The following is a 26,451-nucleotide window of genomic DNA, read 5'->3' as shown; positions in this document are numbered from 1 at the left end:
GTCATCCCCGCTCGGCCGCCGAACCTTGCTGAGATCACCTCCATGTGTTGCGTCACCTCAAGCCGACAATGCCCGAACAGATGAAGACGCTGTACGGCTGGACGGTCGCCCAGTTCGACAGCGCGTCGTCCGCGAAGCTGTTCGGCGCTCCCATCGCGGCCAGCTTCAGCAGGTCCACGCCGCAGGAACTGTCCCTGCTGAATGCTGACGGCACCACGGTCAAGGTCGTCGCCGCGATCCTGATCGCCGCAATGATCGCTACGACGTTCCTGACTAGCCGTCAAATGATTCTGAAGGCTGGGTGGGCCGAGGACCCGCAACAGAAAATGGTGCAGCGGCTGATGCTCTACGGCGTCCCGTTCTCGCTGCTCATCTCGGGCTCGATCTTCCCGATCGGTGTGATCATCTACTGGGTGACCACGAACCTCTTCTCACTCGGCCAGCAAACGTGGGTGCTACGCAAGTACCCACCGGTGACCGTGAACAGTGGATCCGGCGCGGCTGAGCAGACGGGCCACGCCGGCGACAAGAGTGGCAATAGGGCCTCACCGGTCAAACCCACGGTGCCCGGCCCGAAAACCGGCGCGAAGCCGGTCAACCGCAAGAAGGGTGGTGGGGCCAAGCGGTAGGCGCCTCGATGTGAGCGGATGGGCCCCGTGAGGATCGACGACCGTTCATCGTTCTTGCGGATTCCGACGTTGGCAGATCGTTCCCATCGCCCGCAGGCCCATCCGGCACAGACCAGCCCGAAGGTCGAAGCGGCGATCTGCGAACTGCGCCGCGGGCATCCGCGGTGGGGCCAGCGCCGGCTGCAGTTCGAGCTGGGCCGCTTCGGCTGCCCGGGTCCGGTACCGTCGCTGAGCACCATCTACCGGGTCCTGGTACGGCACGGCCTCATTGACCCGGTCCCTCGTCGGCACTGGCGGGAGGATTACCGGCGTTGGGAACGGGATCGGCCGATGGAGCTGTGGCAGCTGGACATCGTCGGCGGAATCACGCTGGCCAGCGGCGCCGAAGCCAAGATCGTCACCGGCGTTCGACCAACCCGAATCAGAAATCGCGGCGGCCAGACGCCGGCTGCCCAGCAGACCGGCGGTGTACAGGTCCTCCAGAACCAGCCGGTCGTGAGTCTTGACCAGCCGACTGGCGACCTCGTGCAGAAAATGGCGACGCACGTTCGCGACACGCAGGTGGACACGGCCCAGCCGGGCAACAGCCTCAGCCCGGTTGCGCGAGCCTCGCTGTTTGCGGGGGACCTGGCGGGATAGACGCCGTAGCCGGGGCAGGGCGGTCCGCAGCGGGCGCGGCGGGTCAGTGACGCGCAGTCGCTGTCGGCCGGTGGTGTCGGCGGCCACGACGAGAGCGGCAAGACCCCGATCGATGCCCACCCAACCACCACCGCTGTCCGGGTCGGTGTCGGGGCGGGGCGGATGCTGGCGCGCGGGATGCAGGTCTACTGCCTCCACCGTCACCGCGATGGTCCACCGGCCGGCCCGGCCAGAGACGGTGGCATACCGGATGTGGGCTCGGCCCGTGCGGATCATCCGCCGGAGCCGTTTGAATGTCGGGAACCCCACCCGACGGCCCGGCCGGTTCCCCCGTCGCGAGTCGGCCCACGGTCGTAGATCGACGTCTGACGCACGAAAGCGCCTGTCCTGCAGGGAAGTTCGGATCGCGGGATACCGGAAGGCCCGAGGGGTGCCACACCACGGACCGGCCACCCCGCCCAGTGGGCGAGGTGGCCGGTCCTGTCAGCCGGTCGTGCTGGCCGGTCTAGAACCGGCGTGTGACTAGAGCGAAGCGCACTGTCCCTTCTTCTGACCCGTGACGACGTTGGCCCTGTCGTAGTTGGTCAGGCCCGGCTCGTTGGTCGAGCAGGACAACGAACCCTGCACGGTGTTGGCCGCCACGACGGACGCCACGCGAGTCTCGCTGCCCGTCACTGAGACGACCCCGCCCACCGAGTTCCCGGCGAGGATGAGCAACTCGCCGGCACCGGCGACGGAGAGACCACCGGCGACAGTGACTCCGGCACAGTCGCTCGGGCCCCCGCCGATCCGGACGCGCTGCCCGTCAGTGATCGCCACGTTCGAGTTGACGGAGCCGCCGCAGAACGTGACGTCCTTCGCCCCGGTGGCCGAGACCCCGCCGTTCACCGTCGAGCCGAGGGACACGAGGCTCGCGCCCGGGTTGACCGTGACCTGCCCGGTGATCGTGGCCCCGTCGAGGCAGGTCACACCGGAGGTCACCTTAAGCGCACCCCGATGCGTGCCAGTGATCGTGCTCGAACACTCCGGCAGCGCCACTCGCATCGCCAGCGTGCGGTCGCCGTGGACATCGAGCGTCTGCTGGACCAGAGCCTGGCCCGAGGTCGCCTCAAACGTGCACGTCGCGTGCGGGAAGACCCCGACGAGACGGCCAGCCGCGTCGGTGGTGCCCACCGGTCGCCAGCCGTCGCCGCAGTTCGCCCGCACCGGCGTGTCGGACAGCTTGGCGCCGTCAGCACCAGTCGCGTTGATCGTCACGGTGTTGAGCGCGTTGTAGGCCGCCGCGCCCCCGACGACGTCGAGCGTGATCTGCAGTCGCTTCGCGCTGACGTTGTCCATCGTGTCGTCCGGCCGGTGGTACTGCGGCTCGGTCGTGTACGTGCCGCGGCTGATGCTCTCGCAGGTGGCGGGCGCCTTGGGCATGTTGTAGTCGAGCCAGATGAACAGCGACGACGGAATCCCGAGGTCGAAGAACGCCTGGTGATCACTCTGCCCGAGCTTGCAGTTCTGCAGGTTGACGTCGTCACGGCCGAGCCGGTCGACGTCCTCCGGGCTCAGCCGGGCCTGCGCGTCGTACGCCGACTGGACGACGGAGTTGGACTTCCCGTCCGGGGTCAGCGCGAAGAAGCCGGCCGGCTTGTACGTGGTGCCGACCATGTCCATCTGCCATTCGCCGACGAACCGGTTGATCTCGTCCGGGGTCAGCGTCTTGGAGTAGGCGCGCGACCCGAGCAGGCCACCTTCCTCACCACCGAAGCCGCCGATCCGGATTTCCTTGTCGAGTGGGTACTGGCTGATGACACGGGCGAATTCGAGCGAGACCCCGTTGCCGGAGGCGTCGTCGTGGGCGCCGGGTCCGCCGAGCACGGAGTCGATGTGTGCGCCGACCATGACGATCGGTGCCTTCGTGCCCTGCGGGTCACCGACGGCATGCCGGGTCCCGATGACGTAGCTGCCATCGGGGTTGAGGTACTCGTGGGTCGAGATGTTCAGGGTGAGTGGCCCCTCGGCCAGCAGTCCCCGGATCCACTTGGTGTGGGCCGTGCCACCGCCCAGCACCGGGATGGTCGGCTGCGCGGTCGTCAACGTGAACGTCGGCGGGGCGGAGTTGCCGGACGGGTAGGCCAGGATGACCGCCACCGCACCAGCCTGAACGGCATTGGCAACAATGGCGTTCCGGGTCGTGGCGGTCGTCGTGTAGTCCGCGAAGACGATCTTGCCCGCGGCGCCGTCGAGGGCCCCCGGGGTGAGGCCCGTCCCGGCGTCGACGACAGCGGCACGAACGGCAGGACCGGCCTCGGTGAACTTGCCACTCGTCGAGGCGGACATCTGCCAGTTCGGTCCGCCGGGGAGCTTGGCGTTCGGCGAGGTCACCGTGCCCACGCGCTTCGTCGAGACCGGTCCCCAGTGCCCGATCTTCGCCTCGAAGCCGTAGGAAGTGAGCACGGACCCGATGTACTCGGCGGCGAGCAACTCCTGGGGCGTGCCGTTCAGACGCGGCCCGATGTCCTCGGCGAGGTGTCGGACGTGCTCGTACGAGTTGGCCGAGTCGAACTTGCTGACGATCTCCTTGTCGTAACTCGCGAGCGGTTCTGCCGACGCCCTCGCGGACGAGGCGGCGGTATCGGAGGCGGCAGCTGGGTTCGCCACCCAGGCCGCTCCTGACATGAGCAGACCCGCAGCGGCAACCGGCGCGATCAGGCGCCGGCGCACTCTTGCGCGAGTCGACGAGTGAAGCTTGATATCCATGCGAATGTCGAGCCTTCCGTCGGTCGAGGGACATCTCAGGCGGCGTCCCGAGATCGGTTCCGTCGAATCGTGCCGCTGAACGTAGCCATTTCCTGCGCATTGGACAACGGTTGACTCACGCATCACGCGCTGATATTCGCGTGCGTGACAGAGCTGCACGGGATCCCGGACGGGCTCGCACCTCCTGTATGCCGCTCACCCCGGTTCTCCAGATCCGCTGGCTCCCGCACGCAGCAGCATGGGCTCTCAGAGCAGATGTCACTGACGCGCGCGCTGTCTCGCCTCAGGTGTCGAAGCAGGTTCGAGACACAGGAAGGTAAACGCGGTCGCGGTGACGGCCAGAAGGCCCGTACTCGAGTTGGCGGAGCGAGGGCCGCGGCCCAATCTCCCCCGCACGGGGGAGGCAAAACCCCCGTAGTCCGGGAGGCGTGAGGCACCGAATCGCTGGCATGCTCGCAGCCATGGCCAACCCTGACCTCCCACATTTGTCGTCGGGCGCTACGCAGACAGGGCGCTCGGTCGGCTTCTCCGTGTCTGGAGCCGGCCTGCGGGCCGCCCTGGCCGCGTCGGCTGCGCCATTGGCGCTCGCGTTCGTCGTGGGGCTCGTGCTCCTAGCGACCCCGGCCCCGTGGCCGCAGATACATGTCTTCGGTGACTTCCCCAGCGCTGTGCTGGGTGCTGACGGCATGGGTCGCATCGCGCTCGGGCTTGCCAACCTCGCCGCGATCATGGCGGTCGCGTTGTCCCGGTACCGGCTCGGGCTGGCCTGCGTGCTGGCCACTGTCCCCTGGGTGCTCTCGCCGTTGGCGGCAACGATGGAGTGGGGTTGGTGGCTCGCCGGCTTGGCCGTGCTCGGGGTTGCGGTCTTCGACGGCGCCCGCAGACGCGCACTATGGGTCGCGGCCTTGGTGATCACCCTGGCGCTGGCCTACTGCACGACCGGGGTGCACTGGAACGTGCCGCTCGTCGGGCCGGTTAATCTGTACGGCAGCGACCCAGACCGATGGCTCGACGACACAAGGCTGTTTTACATGGCGGCGTACCTGGGCACGATAGGCGTCGTCGTATTGGCCGCCGTGCTCACCAGAGCTGCGGCGCGCCGACAGCGGGCCACCCGCGCCGCCTCGACGTCCGCACAGCCGATGGCGGCGTCCGCCGACCCGTCCACCCCGGCCGAAAGCGCACCATCGCATTCCGCCGAACGGACCCCATCAGGGCCATGGGCCAAACAGATCGCCACGCTCACCCGGCGCGAGCGGGAAGTACTGCTCGCCGCCGCCCGGGGCTTGTCCAACGCCGAGATCGCCGCTGACCTGGTCATCGGCGAGGAGACGGTCAAGACCCATATCTCCGAGGTGCTCCGAAAACTCGGCTGCCGCGACCGCGTGCAGGCCGTCATCGCGGCCTACGAGTCGGGTCTCGTAACACCCACGTCCGTATAGCCAGCGGACGGCCAACCAGCGAGATCAACAACACCGTCACAGCCGCCAACACGCAACCCGTGATCGGGATCATGCCATCGCTGCCGCACTGGACGCCTTGATCGAGGAGACGCGAGGCGAGGTCAGCGCATGACCTGGCACGTAGCGGCCCGAGAGCAGGTGAAATGACAAACGCCCTGGTGTGAGATCCTGTCCCTCACCAGGGCGTTTCGCTTTGGGTGGAGCCGAGGGGACTCGAACCCCTGACCCCCACACTGCCAGTGTGGTGCGCTACCAGCTGCGCCACGGCCCCTTGCTGTCGTCCCGGTCGCCCGGGCACGCAGAGAACTATACACACGCCGGCCAGCATGGTCATCTCGCGGGGGTGCCCCCTGCTCCGGATCAGTTCAACGCCACGTCCGGCGGGAAGTGCGCGACCGCTGCCAGCATGCCGCCCTGCCGGCGCAGCACCATCGGCCAGAGATCGTCCGGCCGGTCGACGAAGGCGTCCCCCGGTAGGGCGTCCAGAACGAGCCAGGACCCCTCCTCGATCTCCTGCTCCAGCTGCCCGGCGCCCCAGCCTGAGTAGCCGGCGAAGACCCGGATCCCGCCGATGGCCTCCCGCAGCCGTTCGGGGTCGACGGAGAGGTCGATGGTGCCCACCGCGCCCGAGACCCGGTGGAAGCCTTTCACCGGTTTCACCGGGTGGCGCATCCGGGCCAGGCAGATGGCCGAGTCGGGCTGCACGGGGCCGCCCTCGAAGAGCACCGCGGGGTGGCGGGCCAGGTCGCTCCAGTCGCCCAGGACGTCGGCGACCGGCACCTCGGTGGCCCGGTTCAGCACCACGCCGAGCGCGCCACCGTGCTCGTGGGCCACCAGCAGCACGACCGTACGGTCGAAGTTCGGGTCCTTCAGCGCCGGAGTCGCCACCAGCAGCCGCCCGGTCATCGACTCCATGGCTCGGCCACCGATCGCCTGTCCCTCACCCTGCATGTCCGACACCCGTCAGCCGCACGCCGGTGTTGTCGATCCGACGCCGTCGACCAGCCGCGCTGTCAACGCCATGTCACGCACGATAGCCTGCGGCCGGCCCGCTGGTTAAGGGCTGAACGACAGATGATCGCGACGGACAGAGGGAGGGCCGGGATGAGTTCGACGGCCGAAGTGGCGGTGATCGGCGGATCGGGCCTGTACGCCCTGCTCGACGGCGCCACCGAACACGTGCTGGACACACCGTACGGGCCACCGTCGGACGCGGTCACCATCGCCGAACTGGGCGGGCGGCGGGTGGCGTTCCTGCCCCGGCACGGACGCGACCACCGCTACCCGCCGCACCTGATCCCGTACCGGGCGAACCTGTGGGCGCTGCGGTCGCTCGGCGTACGCCAGGTGCTCGCTCCGTGCGCGGTGGGCGGGCTGCGGCCGGAGCTGGGCCCGGGCACGTTCGTGGTGCCGGACCAGCTCATCGACCGTACCAGCGGGCGCGCCCAGACCTACTACGACCGAGGTGCGGTGCACGTCCCGTTCGCCGATCCGTACTGCCCGGTCGGACGGCGGACGCTGCTCGACGCGGCGGCCGGACGCGCCGTGCCTGCGGTGGACGGCGGGACGATGGTGGTGGTCGAGGGACCGCGCTTCTCCACCCGGGCCGAGTCACGCTGGTTCGCCTCGATCGGCGGCACGGTGGTCAACATGTCCGGCCACCCGGAGGCGGTGCTCGCCCGCGAGTTGGCCCTCTGCTACACGTCGATCGCGCTGGTCACCGACCTGGACGCGGGCGTCGACGCCGGCGAGTCGGTCACCCAGGAGGAGGTCTTCCGGGTCTTCGCGGAGAACACCGACCGGCTGCGCGGGGTGCTGCTGGACGCGGCCGCCGCACTGCCGAGCGAGCGGGACTGCCCGTGCGGGCACGCACTCGACGGGATCAAACTGCCGTTCCCGCTGCCCTGACCGCTGGCCGGCCGGCCACCGCCGCCGTCGAACTTGGGAAGCGGCCGAAAAGCCGGCATCCTCCCGATACATTCGGCTGATCGGGGAACTGATCACCAAGCCGTCCCCGGCACCGTGAACGACGGAGGCTCCTCGGCGATGGCAACGGTCCGCGACACGACGTACGACCTGCTCCGCGATTTGGGCCTGACCACCGTCTTCGGCAACCCCGGCTCCACCGAGGAACCCTTCCTGCGGGACTTCCCGGCCGACTTCCGCTACGTCCACGCGCTGCAGGAGGCGGCGGCGATGGGCATGGCCGACGGGTACGCGCAGGCCACCGGCCGCCCCGCGCACGTCAACCTGCACACCGCCCCGGGCACCGGCAACGGCATGGGCAACCTGATCACCGCCTGGCACAACAAGACCCCGCTGATCGTCAGCGCCGGCCAGCAGACCCGGCAGATGCTGCTGATCGAACCCCGACTGGTCAGCCTCCGGGCGGTCGAACTGGCCCAGCCGTACGTCAAGTGGGCCCACGAGCCGGCCCGCGCGCAGGACATCCCGGCGGCCTTCATGCGGGCGTACGTCACCGCTGTGCAGCCCCCGGCCGGGCCGGTCTTCCTCTCCCTGCCCATGGACGACTGGGATCAACCCGCCGACCCGCCCCCGCACGTACGCACGGTGGCCACCCGGTTCGCCCCCGACCCGGACCGGCTGCGCGGCTTCGCCGCCACCCTCGCGGCCAGCCGCGCCCCGGTGCTGGTGCTCGGCGCGGCGGTGGACCGGGCCGACGCCTGGCCGGCAGCCGTGGCGCTGGCCGAACGGCTGGCCGCCCCGGTCTGGGCCGCGCCGGCGCCGGAACGGGCCGTCTTCCCCGAGGATCATCCGCATTTCCGGGGCGTCCTGCCGTACGCGATCGGCCCGCTCGCCGAGGCGCTGCGCGGACACGACACGGTGCTGGTGCTCGGCGCGCCGGTGTTCCGCTACTACCCGCACGTGCCGGGCGACTACCTTCCGGCCGAGGCGCAGCTACTGCACGTGACCGACGACCCGGACGAGTCGGCCCGCGCCCCGGTCGGGGAGAGCCTGCTCGGCGACCCGGGGCTGGCCCTGACCGGCCTGCTGGAGCTGCTGCCGCCGGCGGACCGGCCGGCACCGCCCGCCCGCGGTGTTCCGGAGCTACCCGCGGCGATTAGCCCACCGAGTGCCGACGCGCTCTTCGCCGCGCTGGCCCGGCACTGGCCGGCCGACGGAGTGTTGGTGCAGGAGTCACCGTCGAACCTGTCCGCGCTGCGCCGCCGGCTACGGATCAGCCGGCCCCGGTCGTACTTCACCATGGCCAGTGGGGGTCTCGGCTTCGGCCTGCCGGCGGCGGTCGGGATCGCCCTCGCCGAACGGGACACCGGGCGCGGCCGGCCGGTGGTGGCGGTGATCGGCGACGGCTCGTTGCACTATTCGGTGCAGGCGCTGTGGACCGCCGCGCAGCTGCGTCTGCCGCTCGCCGTCGTGGTCCCGGTCAACCAGCAGTACGCGATCCTCAAGGCGTTCGCCGAGCTGAAGCAGACGCCCGGGGTGCCCGCGCTGGACCTGCCCGGGTTGGACGTGACCGCGGTCGCCCGCGGCTACGGCTGCGCGGCGGAGGTGGTGGAGTCGCTGGACGGCCTCGGCGCGGCGCTCGACACCGCGCTGGCCGCCGACCGGCCGACCGTGCTGCCGGTGCCGATCAGCACCGAGGTGCCGCGCATCCTCTGAGCCGGCGTGTCAGAACGAGCGGCGTGCCCTCGCCCACGTCCAGCACCATCCTGGAGTCAGTCCTCCCCGCCCAGGTCGGTCTGGTACGCCTCCCACAGCAGGTCGGCGCCGCGCTGCCGGTGCCGGTCGAGAGCACCCAGCAGGTGCCCGACCCGGTCGCGCAGCTCCTCGGCGGACACGCCGGGCAGCGCGGCCGCCTGCTGCAGGGCGGCGATGGCCGTGGCGATGGCGTTGTGCTCGCCGGTCAGCCGCCGCACGCCGCGATCCAGCCGCGGAGCCTCGTGCAGCAGTGCGGCGTACAGACCGGTGGGGCCCTCGGTGACCCGGACGTGTTCGGCGAAGCCCTTCCGGACCGGGCCGAGGTGGAGGATCAGTTGCTCCCGCCAGCGCGGCTCTCCGGGCGACGCGGCGAGCGCCCGGGCGAGTGCGCGCACGTCGCCGAGGAAATTGGGCCGGGGCTGGCGCGCGGCGGGCGGCCGGGCCGCCCCGGCGACGGTGGACGGCTGCTGGATCGGACCGGTGACCATGGGCACCTCCCGGCTGGTGCGCTACCGCGTACCGCGATGGTGAACCCGTACGGACGGGCTGTCCAGCCCCCCGGGCGCCTCATTCGCCCCATCCGCCCCAACTGACCCAGCAGCCTCTAGTGGCCCAGAGGATTGTCCGCCATCGTCCGCAACTGGCCGGCGAGAGCGTGCGCGTCCGCGTCCCGGCCGTTGTTCGGCCGGCCTGCGGTCATCGCGTCGGCGAGCGCCCGAAGCTCGTACGGCGGCAGGGTGGCCAGCCCCATTCCCTGCAGCGGGATGGTGATCCGGCGGCCGGTGTCCCGGTCGCGGGCGACCACGGTCGGCACCCGCACCACCGCGTCCCCGCCGGCCGGGTAGGCGGCCGTCCCGCCGTGGACCTCGGCGGTGGCCAGGTCGACGGTGCGGGCGCCGAACGCGCCGCGTACGGAGGCGCGGGTCCCCTGCAGCCAGGCGGCGGTGCGCAGCACCCGCAGCAGCAGATAGAGCCCGAGCAGGACGAACGGAAGGCCGCACAGCCCGACGAGCCGGAACCTCCCCGGCGCGGCCGCGGCCCCGTCGTGCAGATCCGGCGGGAGCATCCCGGGCGGCAGGTCACGCGCGTCGTCGTACGACGGGAAGGGGTCGCCGTAGCCGGTCAGCCGGGCCAGCAGGCGGTCGGCGATCAGCGGCAGCAGCACGAAGGCCGCGCCGAACGCGCTGAACAGGAAACCCACCACCGCGGCGAAGGCCCGCTGGCCTGGCCCGGCGCCCACGGACAGCGAAATCTTCTCGTTCGTCACACGCGGCAGCCTAGACGTCAGGTGCCCCGTCCCCCACGCCCGTCGGGCATGGAAAAGGCCCTGAGAGTGTCGGACACTCTCAGGGCCTCGATCGGTGGAGGTGCCGGGAATCGAACCCGGGTCCTTCGCCGCCTTGTCAGGGCTTCTCCGAGCGCAGCTCGCTGTGCCTCTACTCGGCCCCTCCGATCACGCGAGCGAGTCGGTGTGACGGGCCCAGTCGCTGATTGATCTCGCCGCACGGACCCCGCGACCGGGTCCGATTGGCCAGCCTCCTAGCTGATGCCGGCTAACTGGGTCGAAGGCACTCCCAGGCCGACAGACTTGCTACTCGCCTCAGGCGGCGAGAGCGAAGTCAGCGCGATTGTTCTTGGCGCTTATTGGTTTCCGACGACCGATTCACGAGACGACGTCGGCTTCCTCGGCTCGCTTCCCCTGCCGCAACGTACGAAGTCGAAACCAGTCACCCCCTCGACGGCTGCCCCTGTCGGCAGCACCGCCAAGCCTAACGCCTGGCGCAACCGGATTCATCCCGAGGGCGGCCGGAAACCGGCGCCCGGACAAACCGGTCGTTTCACCCACCCATCCCCTTGCCGCGCCGGCCCACCGCGCGAACCATCTCCCGCTCGGCGTCCCGCTTGGCCAGGTCCTGGCGCTTGTCGTACGACTTCTTACCCCTGGCCAGGCCGATCTCCACCTTCGCCCAGCCGTCGGAGAAGTAGACCTGCAACGGCACCATGGTGAGACCGCTCTCCCGGGTCTTGCCGATCAGCCGGTCGATCTCCAGCCGCTTGAGCAGCAGTTTCCGGGTCCGCCGGGGCTCGTGGTTGGTCCAGGTGCCCTGCGTGTACTCCGGGATGTGCATGCCGTGCAGGTAGAGCTCACCGTCGCGCTCCTGGGCGAACGCGTCGACCAGCGACGCCCGCCCGGCCCGCAGCGACTTGACCTCGGTGCCGGTCAGCGCCATACCTGCCTCGTACGTGTCGAGGATGGCGTAGTCGTGGCGCGCCTTCTTGTTGGAGGCGACCACCTTGCGGCCCTTTTCCCGTGGCATCGGCGCCACCTCCCTTCCGATCGGTCCGCGGCCACCGCATGCTACCCGAATGACAAGGGCCCGCCCGCGCGGTTTATTCCGGCACGGGAGGGCCCTTGGAGAGCCGCCGCGGTGACTAGACCCGCAGGTAGAAACGGAGCGTGACCCAGGCGGTGATCGCGCTGACCAGGCCGCCCACGCCGGCCATCAGCGGGAACATCAGGAAGATGTCGGACCAGGAGACCGGCGTGATCAGACCCTCCAGGGCCGCCATCGAGCCGCGGGCCGCCACGACCTTCAAGGCGGCCAGCGCGGCCAGGCCGAAGATCGAGCCGATCAGGCCGGCGACCACCGCCTCCAGCACGAACGGGGCCTGGATGAACCAGTTGGAGGCACCGACCAACTTCATGACCGCCACCTCGCGGCGCTTGCTGTACGCGGCCACCTGGATGGTGTTCGCGACCAGCAGCAGCGCGGCGATCGCCATCACGAGCGCGATGGCCAGCGCGAAGTTCTGGATCCCGGTGAGGACGCCGAAGACCTTGTCGAGCAGCTTGCTCTGGTCGACGATCTCGTCGACCCCCTCGGAGTCCTTGTACTGGTCGTAGATGTTCTTGTACTGCTCCGGATTCTGCAGCTTGAGCCGGAAGGACTCGGGCAGCTGATCGGGCTTGACGGCGTTCACCAGGTCGGGAGCGTCGGCGTACATCTTCTGGAAGCGCTCGTACGCCTGCTTCTTGTCGACGTACGTGACCTGCTTGACCAGGGGGTCGCTGCTCAGCTTGGTCTCGAGGTCGGTGCGCTGCGCCTCGGGAACGTCGGTCTTGAGGAAGATCGAGACCTCGACGTTCTCGTAGTAGAGGTCCTTCATGTCCCCGACCTTCTGGTAGAGAAGGCCGCTGCCGCCCAGCATGAACAGCGATACCGCCAACGTGATGATCATCGCGATCGTCATCGTGACGTTGCGCCACAGTCCGACCAGTACCTCGGACAAGACGTACTTCATCCGCATCGGGAAATTCCTCCGGCTCTCCGGCGTGAGGTGTTCGTCGTCAGGGTCTACGGATCGTCAGCGAAGACGGCTCAGCCGTAGACACCACGGTGCTGGTCGCGCACGATGCGGCCGCTCTCGATCTCGATGACGCGGCGGCGCATCTGGTTCACGATGTTGGAGTCGTGCGTGACCATCACGACGGTCGTGCCGGTGCGGTTGATCCGGTCCAGCAGGCGCATGATCTCGATCGACGTGTCCGGGTCCAGGTTTCCGGTGGGCTCGTCGGCGAGCAGGATCAGCGGCCGGTTCACGAACGCCCGGGCCACCGCGACTCGCTGCTGCTCACCGCCGGAGAGCTCGTGGGGGTAGCGGTGTTCCTTCCCACCGAGGCCGACCAGCTCCAGCACCTCCGGAACGACCCGGCGGGCGACCGCCTTGGTCTTGCCGATCACCTCCAGGGCGAACGCCACGTTCTCGTACGCGGTGCGGTTCGGCAGGAGGCGGAAGTCCTGGAAGACGCAGCCGATGGAGCGGCGGAAGTGGGGTCGCTTCCAGGACCGCATCGACGTGACGTCCTTGCCGTTGACGACGACCCGCCCCTTGTTGGGGGTGACCTCGTGCAGCAGCATCTTGATGATCGTGGACTTGCCGGAGCCGGATGGACCGATGAAGAAGACGAACTCGCCCTTCTCGATCGAGACGGACACGTTGTCGAGCGAAGGCCGCGAGGACTTCGGGTACGTCTTCGTCACTTGCTCAAGCTGAATCACGGGTCGAGAGTCTACGCGGTGTAACCGGAGAGCCAAGCCCCCCGCCCCGCCGATGCGAGGCGCGTCATCGATTCAGCCGGTCAAACAGAGATCGACGACGCGCTCCGTCGGAGGCTGATCACGCACCGTCAGCGCTGAGTTGCTGCTGCTTGCGCCACCGGATGCCTGCTTCGATGAAAGTGTCCAGCTCGCCGTCGAAGACCGAGGACGGATTGCCCGTCTCCTGCTCAGTACGCAGATCCTTCACCATCTGATACGGGTGCAGGACGTACGAGCGCATCTGGTCGCCCCACGAGCCGGCGGCCTCGGTCTTCAGGCCCTGGAGCTTGGCCTGCTCCTCCTGCCGCTTGCGCTCCAGCAGCCGGGCCTGGAGCACCCGCAGCGCGGAGGCCTTGTTCTGCAGCTGCGACTTCTCGTTCTGGCAGGTGACCACGATGCCGGTCGGGATGTGGGTGATCCGGACCGCCGAGTCGGTGGTGTTGACGCTCTGCCCACCCGGGCCCGAGGAGCGGTAGACGTCGATCCGCATCTCGTTCTCGGGGAGCTCGATGTGGTCGGTCTGCTCGACGACCGGCAGCACCTCGACGCCGGCGAAGCTGGTCTGCCGCCGCCCCTGGTTGTCGAACGGGCTGATCCGCACCAGCCGGTGCGTGCCGGACTCGACGCTGAGCGTGCCGTACGCGTAAGGCACCTTGACCGTGAAGGTGGCCGACTTGAGGCCCGCCTCCTCGGCGTACGAGGTCTCGTAGACCTCGGTCGGGTAGCCATGCCGCTCGGCCCAGCGCAGGTACATCCGGAGCAGCATCTCGGCGAAGTCCGCCGCGTCCACGCCGCCGGCGCCGGCGCGGATGGCCACCAGCGCCTCCCGGGAGTCGTACTCGCCGGAGAGCAGCGTGCGGACCTCCATCTCCTGGATCGCCTTGGTCAGCCCGGTGATCTCCGACTCCACCTCAGCGAGCGTGCCGGGGTCGGACTCGGCCTGGGCGAGCTCCAGCAGCACCCCGGCGTCGTCGAGCCGGGAGCGGAGGTCGCCAAGCTTGTTGATCTCACCGTTGACGTACGACAGCTGCGACGTCACCTGCTGCGCCTTGGCCTGGTCGTCCCAGAGGTCCGGCGCGGAGGCCTCCTGCTCCAGGCGGGCCTTCTGCTCGCGCAGCTTGTCGAGGTCGAGGACGGCCTCGATGTTGCGGAGAGTGGCGTCGAGTTCCTTGAGCTGTTCGGCGTAATCGGCAGCGGTCACAACAGACAAGCGTACTGCCTCGGCTCGGCTGACCGGCGCAGGTGGTCAGCCCGTGGCCGGCGCAGGTGCTCAGCCGGTGGCCGGCGCAGGTGGTCAGCCGGTGGCCGGCGCGGACTTGAGCCAGGACAGGGCCGCCCGGTGGTAGGCGACCGCGAACTCCAGCGCGCTGGCGTCGTAGTTGTCGCCTTCCTTCTTGGCGTTCTTGACCTGCTCACGCGCCGCCGCCAGGGCTTCGGTGTGGTACTCGTTCGCCGTGGCGTACAGGTTCTTCAGCTGAGTGGGCGAGTGCAGGCTGCCGAAGGCGATGCGCAGCGCGACCGGGTTACGGATAGTGTCCTTGCCGGGGTTTTCGGCCAGCCAGCGGGTGAATGTCCGTTTTCCGGCGGCCGTGACCGCATACGGCTGGCTCATCCGCGGCCCCGGCTTGCCGAGCCGCACCAGGCCCTTCTCCGCCAGCACCGGGAGCTCCCGATAGACCTGACTCCGCGTCATCGACCAGTAGGGCGCCAGCCGGCGCTCGGCGGCGGCCATGAGTTGGCCGCCTGTCATGGGGCCTTCGTGCAGCAGTCCCAGCAGGGCCGCCGCAGTCGGGTTGACTCCGATTTCCGCCATGCCCTCTAAGCTGCCACTTTGCCCGACCCGGCGTCCAGGATTTGCCGTTTTCGCCACCCGATGAGTCGTCCGATGTGCACTGTCGGCGGACGACAGTCCGCCGGGGACGGGGACCCGCCCCACCGATCGGCGGGTAAGGAGGGGCCCCCTTTTAACGTCCTATTAAAAGGGGGCCCCTCGTCACCCCTCAGCCCATGTGGGGGTACGTGTGGTCGGTCGCCGGAACGAAGGTCTCCTTGATCGTCCGCGGCGACATCCAGCGGACCAGGTTGTGCCAGGAGCCCGCCTTGTCGTTGGTGCCGCTGGCCCGGGCCCCGCCGAACGGCTGCTGCCCGACCACCGCGCCGGTCGGCTTGTCGTTGATGTAGAAGTTGCCGGCCGCGTACCGCATCTTCTCGGCCACCTGGTCGACCACCCGGCGGTCGGTCGCGAAGATCGACCCGGTCAGCGCGTACGGGGCGATCGACTCGGCCTGCGCGACCACCTCGTCGAACCGGGCGTCGTCGAAGACGTGCACGCCGAGGATCGGACCGAAGTACTCGGTGGTGAAGGTCTCGTGCGCGGCGTCGGAGCACTCGAACAGCGTCGGCCGGACGAAGTAGCCGACCGAGTCGTCAGCGGTGCCGCCGGCCAGGACCCGACAGGTGTCGTCACCATTGATCAACTCCAGGGCGGCGGTGTGCCGGCTGAACGCCTTGTCGTCGATCACCGCGCCACCGAAGTTGCTGAAGTCGGTGACGTCGCCATAGGTCAGCGAGTCGGCGGTGGCGGCCAGCCGGTCCCGCAGCCCACCCTCCCAGATCGACCGCGGGACGTACGCCCGGGACGCGGCCGAGCACTTCTGCCCCTGATACTCGTACGCGCCCCGGATGAGCGCGGTGTGCAGGCCGTCCACGTCGGCGCTGGGATGCGCGACCACAAAGTCCTTGCCGCCGGTCTCCCCGACCAGGCGCGGGTAGCCCCGGTAGCGGGCGATGTTCTCGCCGACGGTCCGCCACAGGTGCTGGAACACCTTTGTCGACCCGGTGAAGTGGATGCCGGCCAGATCCGGGTCGGCGAGCACCACGTCCGAGACCTCCTCGCCGCGCCCGGTGACCATGTTGATCACGCCGGGCGGCAGGCCGGCCGCCTCGAACAGCCGCATGGTGAAGTGCGCGGCGAACTGCTGGGTCGGGCCCGGCTTCCAGACCACGGTGTTGCCGAGCAGGGCCGGTGCCGAGGGCAGGTTGCCGGCGATCGCGGTGAAGTTGAACGGGGTGACCGCGTAGACGAAGCCTTCGAGGGGGCGGTGGTCGAGGCGGTTCCACACGCCCGGCGAGGACATCGGCTGCTCGGCCAGCAGCTTGCGGGCGAAGTACACGTTGAACCGCAGGAAGTCGATGAGCTCGCAGGCCGCGTCGATCTCGGCCTGGACGGCCGTCTTGGACTGGCCGAGCATGGTGGCCGCGTTGAGGGTGTCCCGCCAGGGGCCGGCGAGCAGGTCGGCGGCGCGCAGGAAGATCGCGGCGCGCTCCTCGAACGGCAGCGCCCGCCACATCGGGGCGGCGTCCATGGCGGCCTTGACCGCGGCGCGGGCGTCGTCGTGGTCGGCGTGCCCGGTGACGCCGAGCACGTGCGCGTGCTTGTGCGGCTGGACCACCTCGATCGGCGCGCCGCCGGCCATCCGCTGCTCGCCGGCGATGGTCATCGGCAGCTCGATCCGCTCGGCGGCCAACTCGGTCAGCCGCCGCTGGAGCCGCTCCCGCTCGGCGCTGCCGGGCTGGTAGGTGTGGACCGGCTCGTTGCGCGGCTCGGGTACGGAGAACACGGCATCCATCACGGCTCCTGTGCGATCTCGACGGCGATGGCGAAATCGGCCCCACGGGCACCGGCCGGGTGGCCGGGTGCCGGACACCGCGCGGGGGACCGGTCGCGGCGGCGGGACCTCGGCCGATTCTTTCATGCAGCGCCCACGGCTCCACCTCCGCCGCCCTCTGCGAGGCCACCCGCCTCCGGACACCCGGACGCACCGCCACACACCGGACCGTAGGCATGCGGGCCCCTTTACCTGACGATCTTTCACCAGACTCCCCCTCCCCACCTCCGATCCGTCACCGCCCTCCCTCCTGTTGATCATGGGGTCGGCTGCTGTCCCGGCCCCGTGGCACGCCGACCTCACGGTCGGCAGGACGGGCCGAGCGGGTCCGGAAGGAGCCCGGCGGTGCCGCGTACCCTGGATGACCGGTGACCTGCCCGGCCCGTCGCGGCCGATCCGGCGTCCGTCGAAGGGAACACGATGAGCAACCAGCCCGGCAGCTCCACGGCTGCGGAGCCGGACCAGCCCATGGCCACCCCGGCCGACGAGGCGGAGCAGCCGGGCCCCACCCGGGCGGGCGAGGCGGTCGCCCCGGAGGGTGCCGGACGGCCGGCGTACGCGCCCGGCACGGTGGTGCTGGCACTGGTGGCGGTCGGCTGGCTCGCCGCGATGCTCTGGTCCACCCGGGCCGCGATCAGCAACGCCGCGGCCGGCGTCACCGCGATCAGCCTCTCCGCGTACGCGCTGCCCGGCGTCATCACCGCCGCGCTCGTCGCCGGGGCCGCGGTCGCCCTGGTGGCGACCAACCCGGTCGGCCGGGTCACCCTGCGCTTCCTTGCCGCCGTCGGCACCGGCCTGCTGGTCGGGCTCGCCGCCGCGGTGGCGATCAACCTGGCGTACGCCGACAACGCAACCACCAACACCATCGCCGGCACCGCCGCCGCGGCGGCGATCATCGGCGGGGCGATGGCCGGCGCCCGCAACGCCCGGGTGGTGGCCGCCCTCGCCACCGCCACGCTGGCCGCACAGGTCTTCGTGGTGCTGTTCAGCCGCGCCCGGGACCCGCTGTCCGACCTGTTCGGGGCCGGGGACAGCCAGCAGTCGATGCTCGACGCCGCGAAGTGGGTGTCGCGGACCGAGTCGCTACTCGCCGGGCTGATCGCCGGCCTGTTGGCGTTCGGCTACCTGACCTGGGCCCGCCGCCGCGCCGCCCGACGGGACAGGTCCGCGCCGCTGCGCTGGCCGGCGTACCTGGTCGCCGGGGCCGGGCCGGGCCTGCTCCTGCTGCTCACCGAGGTGATCATCCGGATCGGCGGGCACGGCCTGCTGGACCTGGCCGCCGCCCTCAGCGAGGCGGACCAGGTGGCGCAGACCTCCCTCGGCACCTCCCGCGTCGACAACGGCATCTGGGTGCTCTTCGTCGGGGCGCTCACCGCGCTCGTCGCGTTCGGCCGCACCCTCGGCCCGCGGCAGGACGAGAACGAGCCCGCCGAGGAGCCGGCCGTCTGATCCGCGGCCCGGCCGACCTGACCCGCCGCCGATCGCCCGTCCGCCGCCGATCGCCCGACCAGCCGCCGGCCACCCGACCCGCCGCCGGGCGGTCAGGAGACCTCGCGCAACAGCAGCTCGAGCTCGGTCACGTCGTACCACTCCAGCTCGTGGTCCTCGGCGCCGTCGACGGTGAACTGGGCGTCCGGGTCGCCGGCCCGGGCGTCCGCAACCACCCCGGCGGCGGCCGCCACGTCGTCGGCCGCCTCCGCGCCGTCCACGTGGATCGCGGCGACCGTCTTGACGGGCACCGGCCCGGAGAGCCGGACCAGGCTGGACCCCAGCTCGCCACCGGCCCGGCCGACCGCGCGGGCCGGCAGGTCCGCCGAGACGACCACCCGCCGCCGAGGTGCGGCCGGATCGGCCCGCAGCAGCAGCAGCGCGTCCTGGGCGGCCCGGGTGAAGGCGACATACTCGAGCTCCTCCTCGTCGCCCTCGGCGTACCACTCGCGCAGCTCCGGGGTGACCGCGTGCGCCTCGTCGGCCGCGAGCCCCTGCTCGCGCAGCCGCGCCAGCATCGGGACGGTCGCCGGCACGTACACCCGGACAAGCTCGTCGGTCACCGGTGTCTCCCCTGCTCAGGCCCGACCGGCCAATGCCGGCTCCGGGCGCCGATCATGCCGTACGCCGTGACCGTCATACACCTCGCACCCACTCGGGGAAAGTCCCCCACCGGTGTGTCCCCGCCCGGATCGCCGTGACGGTAGCTGGGGCGGGACGGCCACTGATGGCAAACTGAGGCAAACGAAGCCGACCCGGGGGGTCACCGTGGAGCCGAGGTTCCTGCTGCTGTCCGACGTGGCCGCCGAGCTCAACGTCTCGGACTCGCAGGTCTACCACATGGTGCGCAGCGGTGAGCTGCCCGCGATCAAGGTCGGCGGCCGCGGGCAGTGGCGGGTCGAGCGCGCCCGCCTGGAGGAGTACATCCAGCGCAAGTACGCGGAGACCGCCGAGTGGGTACGCGGCAACCCGCTCGCCGACCGCGACGGCGAGTGACCACACGGTTCCGAAGCGGCATTGACGGCCAGCGTCATCCTGGCCGAGAATGAGACTCTGTCGGAGGCAAACGAAGGCAAACGCAATGAACAGGGGTTGAGGATGGCCGACACCCGTCGCCCGCTGGCACCGCGTCCCCCCGTCCGGCTCCGCCCGGCCCCGCCGATCGACCCGCCCTGCACGGACGAGGGCTCCCCCTGGGCCGACGTGGACCAGCTCGCCCTCGATCTGTTCGACCCGCGGCGACGAGATCCCGGCCGACCCGCCGGGCGGGCCCCCGAGGTGCGGCCGATGCCCACCGGCCCAGGCCGGCGCGTCACCGGACCACCCGCCGCCGCCCTGGCCACCGCCACCCCCGAGGCCACCCGCGCGGCCTACCGGTTCGTCCGCACCTTCTTGGAGATCGTCAACGGCTACCGGCCACCCGGGCAGCTCCGGCCGCACTGCCTCGCCGACGCCGCGGCCCGGGTGGCCGCCGAGCTGACCCGAGCGGCCCGACGGGTGGGCCCGGTACGCCGCCGCTCGGCCCGGCCGGTCCTCCAGCTCCGCCGGTTGCGCGTCTGCGAGCCGCGCGCCGGGGCGGCGGAGGCGGCCGCCGTGTTCGCCGGGGCCGGCGGCGCCAGCTGGGCCATCGCCCTGCGCCTGGAACACCGCCGCGGCAGCTGGCTCTGCACCGCCCTCGACGTCCTCTGACACGCGCCAGCACCGCCGGCTGCGGCCGCCGGCCCGCGTGATCAACTCGGGATGTCGCACATCGCGGCATCCATTGGCACGGACTACCCCACCTGCCGCAAGTCGAGTGGAGGACGGCGGGGGTGGAGACGCGGACGGGCCCCGGCCGTGTTGTTCGGCCGGGGCCCGTCGTCGCTGCTCTGGCGGGGTCAGTTGCCGCCGTTGGGGGAGCCGTGGCACCGCTTGTACTTGCGGCCGGAGCCGCACGGGCAGGGCGCGTTGCGGGACGGGCCGTCGCCGGCATCCACCTGCCCAGGGGTGGCCCGCCGAGCGGTGCTCGCCGCGACCGCCTGGCCGTTCATCCCGGCCGCCGCCGGGCGCCGCGGGTTGCCCGACCGGGACGGGGCGGCGGGACGTGCGGTCTTGTCCGGGCTGCCGATGCCCAAGGCCGGTGCCTGCTCTTCGGGGCGCTCGATGACCGGCGCACCCCGGCCGGCCTCGCCGTCGACGCCCGGCGCGGAGTACTGCAGGCCCTGCTGCTGCGGCGCGCGGTTGAGGCCCTTGGCGCGGATCTCCACCGGCTTCTCCAGCAGCTCCACCTCCTCGGCCTCCGGCTCGGGCTCCTGGACCTGCACCTCAAGGTTGTAGAGGAAGCCGACCGTCTCCTCCTTGATGCCGTCCATCATGGTGGCGAACATGTCGAAGCCCTCGCGCTGGTACTCGATGACCGGGTCGCGCTGGGCGTACGCCCGCAGGCTGATGCCCTCCTGGAGGTAGTCCATCTCGTAGAGGTGCTCGCGCCACTTACGGTCGATCACCTGGAGCAGGACCATCCGCTCGAGCTGGCGTACCGCCTCCTCACCGAGCTGCTCCTCGCGCCGGTCGTACGCGGCGTGCGCGTCCTCCTTGAGGCGGGCGAGCAGGAAGTCCTGGTCGAGGCCGGCCCGGGAGCCCACCTCCTCCTCCAGCTCCGCGACGGTGACACCCACCGGATAGAGCTGCTTGAGGCTGGACCAGAGCTGGTCGAGGTCCCAGTCCTCGGCGTAGCCCTCGCTGGTGGCGCCGGTGGCGTACGCGGTGACCACGTCGTCGATCATGTTGCGGACCTGGTCGGAGAGGTCCTCGCCGTTGAGCACCCGCAGGCGCTCGGCGTAGACCACCTGGCGCTGCTTGTTCATCACCTCGTCGTACTTGAGGACGTTCTTCCGGATCTCGGCGTTCTGGCCCTCGATCTGGGCCTGCGCGCTCTTGATCTGGCGGGTGACCATCTTCGACTCGATGGGCACGTCCTCCGGGATGTTGAAGCGCTCCATCACCGCCTCGACGGCACCCGCCCGGAAGCGCTTCATCAGCTCGTCCTGGAGGGAGAGGTAGAAGCGGGACTCGCCCGGGTCACCCTGGCGGCCGGCCCGGCCACGGAGCTGGTTGTCGATTCGGCGGGACTCGTGCCGCTCGGTGCCCAGCACGTAGAGGCCACCGGCGGCGGCGACCTCCTCAGCCTCGGCGTCGCAGGCCTGCTTCCACGTGGGCAGGACCTCCTCCATCGCCTTGGCGTAATCCTCCGGCTGCTCGACCGGGTCGAGGCCGCGCTGACGCAGCTCGTTGGCGGCGAGGAACTCGGCGTTGCCGCCGAGCAGGATGTCCGTACCACGACCGGCCATGTTGGTGGCGACGGTGACCGCGCCCTTACGCCCGGCCTGGGCGACGATCTCCGCCTCCTTGGCGTGGAACTTCGCGTTCAGCACCGAGTGCGGGATGCCGCGGCGGCGCAGCAACTGGGAGAGGATCTCGGAGTTTTCCACCGAGACCGTGCCGACCAGCACCGGCTGGCCCTGCTCGTGCCGCTCGGCGATGTCCTCGACCACGGCGTTGAACTTGGCCTTCTCGGTCTTGTAGATGACGTCCGGCCGGTCCATCCGGACCATCGGCCGGTGCGTCGGGATGGTCACCACGCCGACCTTGTAGACCTTGTTGAACTCACCCGCCTCGGTCTGGGCGGTACCGGTCATGCCCGAGAGCTTCTCGTAGAGCCGGAAGTAGTTCTGGAGGGTGATGGTGGCCAGGGTCTGGTTCTCCTGCTTGATCTCCACCCCCTCCTTGGCCTCGATCGCCTGGTGCATGCCCTCGTTGTAGCGGCGTCCGTGCAGGATGCGGCCGGTGAACTCGTCGACGATCAGGACCTCGCCCTCACTGACGATGTAGTCCTTGTCGCGCTTGTAGAGCTCCTTGGCCTTGATCGCGTTGTTGAGGTAGCCGACCAGCGGGGTGTTGACCGACTCGTAGAGGTTGTCGATGCCGAGCCGGTCCTCGACCTTGGCCACGCCGCGCTCGCTGATGGCGATGGTGCGCTTGGCGTAGTCGACCTCGTAGTCACCCTCGCCGTCGGTGCCCGCCTGGAGGCGGGCCACCACGGCGGCGAACTCCTGGTACCAGCGGGCGGAGTGCTCGGCCGGGCCGGAGATGATCAGCGGGGTCCGGGCCTCGTCGATGAGGATCGAGTCGACCTCGTCGACCACCGAGAAGAAGTGGCCGCGCTGGACCAGCTCCTCCTTCGACCAGGCCATGTTGTCGCGGAGGTAGTCGAAGCCGAACTCGTTGTTGGTGCCGTAGGTGATGTCGCACTCGTACGCGGCGCGGTGCTCGCTGGCCGGCCGGTTGGGCAGCACCACGCCGACGGTGAGGCCGAGGAACTCGTGCACCCGGCCCATCCACGCGGCGTCGCGCTCGGCCAGGTAGTCGTTCACCGTGATCACGTGCACGCCGTTGCCGGACAGCGCGTTGAGGTAGACCGGCATGACGGAGGTCAGGGTCTTGCCCTCACCGGTCTTCATCTCGGCGATGTTGCCGAAGTGCAGCGCCGCGCCGCCCATCACCTGCACGTCGTACGGCCGCTGACCGAGCACCCGCGAGGCGGCCTCCCGGCACACCGCGAACGCCTCGGGCAGCAGGTCGTCGAGGGTCTCCCCGTCGGCGAGCCGCTCCTTGAACTGGTCGGTCATGGCGCGCAGCTCGTCATCGGTGAGGTTGACGTAGTCGTCCTCGATCGAATTGACGGCTGCGGCGATGGCCTTGAGCCGACGCACCATGCGACCCTCGCCGGCGCGAAGGACCTTTTCCAGAATCGACACGGATCAACGCTCCCCTAGACGGTCTCGAACCATCGTAGGCGCTCCATCGCGGTGATGGTCACTGGTGGCGGCGGTCTGGGCCGACGAACCCGACATAACGCCTGACCATTACGCCGAGCGGCGGGTAATCGGGTTACGCCCAACGCGAACGATCCGGCACGATGCTCGGGTGGAGACGGTGGAGATCATCGAGGACGGCCTGCTGCTGCGCCCCTGGCGGGCTGAGGACGCCGACGCGGTGTACCGCGCCTGCCAGGACCCGGACATCCAGCGCTGGACCACCGTACCCCGCCCGTACCTGCCCGAACACGCCCTCGGCTTCGTCACCGGGAGCAGCCCGGCGGCCTGGGCGGCCGGCACCGGGGCGGAGTTCGCGGTCTGCGACGCCGCCAGCGGCGAACTGCTGGCCTCCTGCGGCCTGGTCTCGATCGACCCGGGCCTGGGCAGCGCCGAGATCGGCTACTGGACCGCGCCGTGGGCGCGGGGCCGCGGCGTCGCCGTCCGGGCCACCCGGGCGGTCGCCCGGTGGGCCTTCGACGTACGCAAGCTGCGCCGGCTGATCTGGCAGGCCGAGATCGGCAACCACGCCTCCCGGCTGGTCGGGCTGCGCGCCGGCTTCCGGATCGAGGGCGAGCTGCGGCTGGCCATGCCGGCCGCAGGGGGGCGCCGGGAGGGCTGGCTCGGCTCACTGCTCCCCGGCGAAGTGCCCGCGCCCGGCGAACCCGGCCCCGCCGGCCCGGACACTCTGGAAGCCCGCCGGGCCGCCGTGTTCGGCCGCCCGCAGCCCGTCCTCCTCGCCACCGTCGGTGCCACCGAGTTGCGGCTGCGCCCGATGGCGGAGCGCGACCTGGACGAGGTCGTGACGACCTGCCAGGACGAGCAGACCGTCCGCTGGACCAGCGTGCCGCACCCCTACCAGCGGGAGCACGCCGACGGCTACCTGCACGACGTCGCCCGCGCGGCCTGGGCCCGGGGCACCGGCGCCAACTACGCCATCGCCGACGCCGACGACCGGTACGCCGGCTCCATCGACCTGCGGATCTCCCCCGCCGACCCCCTCGTCGCCGACGTCGGCTTCATGACCGCCCCGCACGCCCGGGGCCGCGGGTACATGCCCGCCGCGGTGGCCGCGCTCTGCGTCTGGGGGTTCACCACGCTCGGCCTGGCCCGGATCGAGTGGCGGGCCAACGTGGGCAACACCGCCTCCCGCCGGGTCGCCGAGAAGGCGGGCTTCGCCTTCGAGGGCACTGCCCGCAGCGGCATCCAGCAGCGGAACGAACGGCCAGACGTGTGGGTGGCCGCGCTGCTCCCGCAGGACCTGTTGTGACGCCGGAGACGATCGAGGCGTACGGGGTGCGGCTGCGACCGTCCCGCCTCGACGACGTGGCGGACACCGCCGCGGGCTGCGCGGATCCGGTCACCCAGCGGGGCATCTCCGGTCTGCCGGACCCGTACACCGAGGAGAGCGCCCGGTGGTGGATCACCGAGGGCGCGCCCGCGGCCTGGGCCACCGGCGGCGCCGCGTACGCGATCGCGGACCCGGCCACCGACCGGCTGCTCGGCAGCATCGGCCTCAGCCAACCGGTGCCGACCCGCGGGCAGTGGGAGATCGGCTACTGGGTCGCACCCTGGGCGCGCGGACGCGGCGTCGCCACGGCCGCCACCCAGGCGCTGGCCGAGCAGGCCTTCGCCACCGGCTGCGCCCGCCTGGAACTGCTCACCAACGAGGAGAACACCGCCAGCCAGCGGGTCGCGCTGGCCGCCGGGTTCCGGCACGAGGGAGTACGCCGGGCAGCGAACCCGAGCCGTGGAGGAGGTCGGCACGACCTGATCGCCTGGGTACGCCTCGCCGACGACCCGCCCGGTCCGGCCCCTCGGCTGCTGCCCGACCTGCCCGACGGGCAGCTCACCGACGGCGTGGTGGCGCTGCGCCGGGTCGCCCCCGGCGACGCGGACGCGATGCACCGGCTACACACGCTGCCCGAGGTGGTGGCGAACCGGGTGCCGCCCGTCCCGCCCTCGTGGGAGTCGATCGAGCGGCGCTGCCGCCTGGCGGAGAGCCACTGGCTGGCCGGCCGCTCGGCCGACCTCGCGATCATGGACGCGGCGTCCGGCACGGTGACCGGCGGCTGCGCCCTGGTGTACGACGAGCCCGCCACCGGTCAGGCCATGCTCGGCTGCAGCATGCTGCCCCAGGCGCGCGGCCGTGGGCTGACCAGTCGGGCGGTACGCCTCGTCACCGGCTGGGCGTTCGACATCGGGCTGGCCCGGCTCTGGGCCGGCACCCGCCCGGAGAACATCGCCGCGCAACGGGTGCTGGAGAGGGTCGGCTTCCGGCGCGAGGGGCTGCTGCGCGGCCGCCTCCCCGGCCCCGACGGCACCCGCACCGACTCGGTCCTCTACGGCCTGCTCGCATCGGATCTGCCCGGTTGAGAGAGGCCCCTGCTCGTTGAGCAGGGGCCTCTTCCTCGGTCAGAAGGTGGTATCGAGCGAGATGATTCCGTAGTCGTAGGCGTGCCGGCGGTAGACCACGCTCGGGCGGCCGGACTCCTTGTCCTGGAACAGGTAGAAGTCGTGGCCGACCAGTTCCATCTGGAACAGCGCGTCGTCGACGGTCATCGGCTCCGCGGGGTGCACCTTCTCCCGCGCGATGTGCCACGGCTGGTCGTCGTACTCCTGGTAGCCGTCCTCGTCGGGACGTTCGGCGACCGCGGTGGCCGTTCCAGTGCCGTTCAGCACCGCCAGCCCGGGGCCGTCGAGGTCGGCGACCGGCAGGTCCGCGGTGGCGGCGGCGACGGAGAGCGGCGCGTGCCGCCCACGGTGGACGCGGCGCCGGTCCGCCGCCCGGCGGAACCGGGTGTCCAGCTTGGCGATGGCTGTGTCCAGCGCGCTGTAGAAATCGCTCGTGCAGGCCTCGGCCCGGATCACCGGGCCCCGCGTCACGCAGGTGATCTCCACCCGCTGACAGTGATCGGCCTGGCGCGGATTGCGCTCGTGGAACAACTCGACATCCACGCGAATGAGCTTGTGGTCGTAGCGTTCGATCTTTGCGAGCTTCTCGGCTACGTGCACCCGGTAATGATCCGGCACTTCGACGTTACGGCCCTTGACCACGATGTCCACGTGACCTCCCTTGTTCGGACGGTCGTTTGGTCCGGTACTCGGCCGACGCCCTGGGAGAATCCCGCTCGGCGTCGACCGGTTGGTACGGCTACGCCCCCCTTCCCACGCCGGGGAGC

At 70.7% G+C, this 26,451-nt stretch carries 20 protein-coding genes, 1 tRNA gene, 1 other RNA gene and 4 pseudogenes; 10 read left to right on the top strand and 16 right to left on the bottom strand.

All coding sequences use genetic code 11. The features are described 5' to 3' along the window. Window positions 1–41: 41 nt before the first annotated feature. Window positions 42–629: pseudogene (locus ACNAW0_RS01765) on the top strand (YidC/Oxa1 family membrane protein insertase); the annotation flags it as partial. A gap of 69 nt (window positions 630–698) precedes the next feature. Further along, window positions 699–1,037: pseudogene (locus ACNAW0_RS01760) on the top strand (helix-turn-helix domain-containing protein); the annotation flags it as partial. A gap of 102 nt (window positions 1,038–1,139) precedes the next feature. Here the strand turns inward: ACNAW0_RS01760 and ACNAW0_RS01755 are convergent. Beyond that, window positions 1,140–1,544, bottom strand: a pseudogene (locus ACNAW0_RS01755) (transposase); the annotation flags it as partial. A 246-nt stretch (window positions 1,545–1,790) separates the two neighbouring features. Continuing rightward, complete coding sequence (locus tag ACNAW0_RS01750; RefSeq protein ID WP_416285857.1) at window positions 1,791–3,917, bottom strand: M28 family peptidase; 2,127 nt, start codon at window positions 3,915–3,917, stop codon at window positions 1,791–1,793. A gap of 1,331 nt (window positions 3,918–5,248) precedes the next feature. Here ACNAW0_RS01750 and ACNAW0_RS01745 point away from each other — a divergent pair. Further along, window positions 5,249–5,458: pseudogene (locus ACNAW0_RS01745) on the top strand (response regulator transcription factor); the annotation flags it as partial. 219 nt (window positions 5,459–5,677) lie between these two features. Here the strand turns inward: ACNAW0_RS01745 and ACNAW0_RS01740 are convergent. Continuing rightward, window positions 5,678–5,750, bottom strand: a tRNA-Ala gene (locus ACNAW0_RS01740). Window positions 5,751–5,839: 89 nt separating this feature from the next. Further along, on the bottom strand, window positions 5,840–6,430 hold the full coding sequence (locus ACNAW0_RS01735) for a YqgE/AlgH family protein (RefSeq protein ID WP_416285856.1): 591 nt from the start codon (window positions 6,428–6,430) through the stop codon (window positions 5,840–5,842). A gap of 153 nt (window positions 6,431–6,583) precedes the next feature. Here ACNAW0_RS01735 and ACNAW0_RS01730 point away from each other — a divergent pair, with 153 nt between their 5' ends. Further along, complete coding sequence (locus ACNAW0_RS01730; RefSeq protein ID WP_416285855.1) at window positions 6,584–7,387, top strand: S-methyl-5'-thioadenosine phosphorylase; 804 nt, start codon at window positions 6,584–6,586, stop codon at window positions 7,385–7,387. 138 nt (window positions 7,388–7,525) lie between these two features. Then, complete coding sequence (gene mdlC / locus ACNAW0_RS01725; protein ID WP_416285853.1) at window positions 7,526–9,121, top strand: benzoylformate decarboxylase; 1,596 nt, start codon at window positions 7,526–7,528, stop codon at window positions 9,119–9,121. 56 nt (window positions 9,122–9,177) lie between these two features. Here the strand turns inward: mdlC and ACNAW0_RS01720 are convergent, their stop codons facing one another. The 9 genes from ACNAW0_RS01720 to pruA form a co-directional block, all read right to left on the bottom strand. Continuing rightward, window positions 9,178–9,648, bottom strand: coding sequence for a hypothetical protein (locus ACNAW0_RS01720; protein ID WP_416285852.1), 471 nt, complete (start codon window positions 9,646–9,648; stop codon window positions 9,178–9,180). 116 nt (window positions 9,649–9,764) lie between these two features. Further along, window positions 9,765–10,427: a hypothetical protein gene (locus ACNAW0_RS01715; RefSeq protein WP_416285851.1), complete on the bottom strand. Its 663-nt coding sequence runs from the start codon at window positions 10,425–10,427 to the stop codon at window positions 9,765–9,767. Between the two features lie 92 nt (window positions 10,428–10,519). Beyond that, window positions 10,520–10,895: a transfer-messenger RNA gene (gene ssrA, locus ACNAW0_RS01710) on the bottom strand. A 103-nt stretch (window positions 10,896–10,998) separates the two neighbouring features. Further along, on the bottom strand, window positions 10,999–11,478 hold the full coding sequence (gene smpB / locus ACNAW0_RS01705; protein WP_416285850.1) for an SsrA-binding protein SmpB: 480 nt from the start codon (window positions 11,476–11,478) through the stop codon (window positions 10,999–11,001). Window positions 11,479–11,593: 115 nt separating this feature from the next. Continuing rightward, window positions 11,594–12,469, bottom strand: coding sequence for a permease-like cell division protein FtsX (gene ftsX / locus ACNAW0_RS01700; RefSeq protein WP_416285849.1), 876 nt, complete (start codon window positions 12,467–12,469; stop codon window positions 11,594–11,596). A gap of 71 nt (window positions 12,470–12,540) precedes the next feature. Continuing rightward, on the bottom strand, window positions 12,541–13,221 hold the full coding sequence (gene ftsE, locus ACNAW0_RS01695) for a cell division ATP-binding protein FtsE (protein WP_416285848.1): 681 nt from the start codon (window positions 13,219–13,221) through the stop codon (window positions 12,541–12,543). A gap of 118 nt (window positions 13,222–13,339) precedes the next feature. Beyond that, window positions 13,340–14,461, bottom strand: a complete 1,122-nt coding sequence (gene prfB / locus ACNAW0_RS01690; RefSeq protein WP_416285847.1) for a peptide chain release factor 2 — start codon at window positions 14,459–14,461, stop codon at window positions 13,340–13,342. A gap of 93 nt (window positions 14,462–14,554) precedes the next feature. Next, the gene (locus ACNAW0_RS01685) at window positions 14,555–15,073 is read right to left on the bottom strand and encodes a helix-turn-helix transcriptional regulator (RefSeq protein WP_416285846.1); all 519 of its coding nucleotides are present in this window, start codon (window positions 15,071–15,073) and stop codon (window positions 14,555–14,557) included. Between the two features lie 187 nt (window positions 15,074–15,260). Further along, window positions 15,261–16,889 carry an L-glutamate gamma-semialdehyde dehydrogenase gene (pruA, locus tag ACNAW0_RS01680; protein WP_416285845.1) on the bottom strand — a complete coding sequence of 543 codons (1,629 nt, stop codon included), beginning with the start codon at window positions 16,887–16,889 and terminating at the stop codon, window positions 15,261–15,263. A 459-nt stretch (window positions 16,890–17,348) separates the two neighbouring features. Between pruA and ACNAW0_RS01675 the strand changes: the two genes are divergently transcribed. Continuing rightward, the gene (locus ACNAW0_RS01675; RefSeq protein WP_416285844.1) at window positions 17,349–18,377 is read left to right on the top strand and encodes a hypothetical protein; all 1,029 of its coding nucleotides are present in this window, start codon (window positions 17,349–17,351) and stop codon (window positions 18,375–18,377) included. Window positions 18,378–18,469: 92 nt separating this feature from the next. On the opposite strand, the gene ACNAW0_RS01670 is transcribed toward ACNAW0_RS01675, so the two are convergent. Further along, entirely contained in the window at window positions 18,470–18,979 is a 510-nt protein-coding gene (locus ACNAW0_RS01670; protein ID WP_416285843.1) for a DUF6912 family protein, read from the bottom strand. A gap of 205 nt (window positions 18,980–19,184) precedes the next feature. Between ACNAW0_RS01670 and ACNAW0_RS01665 the strand changes: the two genes are divergently transcribed. Next, the gene (locus ACNAW0_RS01665; RefSeq protein ID WP_416285842.1) at window positions 19,185–19,412 is read left to right on the top strand and encodes a helix-turn-helix domain-containing protein; all 228 of its coding nucleotides are present in this window, start codon (window positions 19,185–19,187) and stop codon (window positions 19,410–19,412) included. Between the two features lie 102 nt (window positions 19,413–19,514). Continuing rightward, entirely contained in the window at window positions 19,515–20,105 is a 591-nt protein-coding gene (locus ACNAW0_RS01660; RefSeq protein WP_416285841.1) for an Rv3235 family protein, read from the top strand. A gap of 188 nt (window positions 20,106–20,293) precedes the next feature. Here ACNAW0_RS01660 and secA read toward each other — a convergent pair whose 3' ends face one another. Further along, on the bottom strand, window positions 20,294–23,212 hold the full coding sequence (gene secA / locus ACNAW0_RS01655) for a preprotein translocase subunit SecA (RefSeq protein ID WP_416285840.1): 2,919 nt from the start codon (window positions 23,210–23,212) through the stop codon (window positions 20,294–20,296). A 169-nt stretch (window positions 23,213–23,381) separates the two neighbouring features. Here secA and ACNAW0_RS01650 point away from each other — a divergent pair, with 169 nt between their 5' ends. Next, the gene (locus ACNAW0_RS01650; RefSeq protein WP_416285839.1) at window positions 23,382–24,539 is read left to right on the top strand and encodes a GNAT family N-acetyltransferase; all 1,158 of its coding nucleotides are present in this window, start codon (window positions 23,382–23,384) and stop codon (window positions 24,537–24,539) included. Further along, complete coding sequence (locus ACNAW0_RS01645; protein WP_416285838.1) at window positions 24,536–25,645, top strand: GNAT family N-acetyltransferase; 1,110 nt, start codon at window positions 24,536–24,538, stop codon at window positions 25,643–25,645. The genes ACNAW0_RS01650 and ACNAW0_RS01645 overlap by 4 nt, the downstream gene beginning before the upstream one ends. Before the next feature lie 39 nt (window positions 25,646–25,684). Here the strand turns inward: ACNAW0_RS01645 and hpf are convergent, their stop codons facing one another. After that, window positions 25,685–26,335 carry a ribosome hibernation-promoting factor, HPF/YfiA family gene (gene hpf / locus ACNAW0_RS01640; RefSeq protein WP_416285837.1) on the bottom strand — a complete coding sequence of 217 codons (651 nt, stop codon included), beginning with the start codon at window positions 26,333–26,335 and terminating at the stop codon, window positions 25,685–25,687. Between the last annotated feature and the right edge of the window lie 116 nt (window positions 26,336–26,451).

The organism is Micromonospora sp. SL1-18, from assembly GCF_047921505.1.
Taxonomy (GTDB): domain Bacteria; phylum Actinomycetota; class Actinomycetes; order Mycobacteriales; family Micromonosporaceae; genus Micromonospora.
Note: the sequence above shows the minus strand (reverse complement) of the source record. Positions and strands in the feature narration are given on the sequence as shown.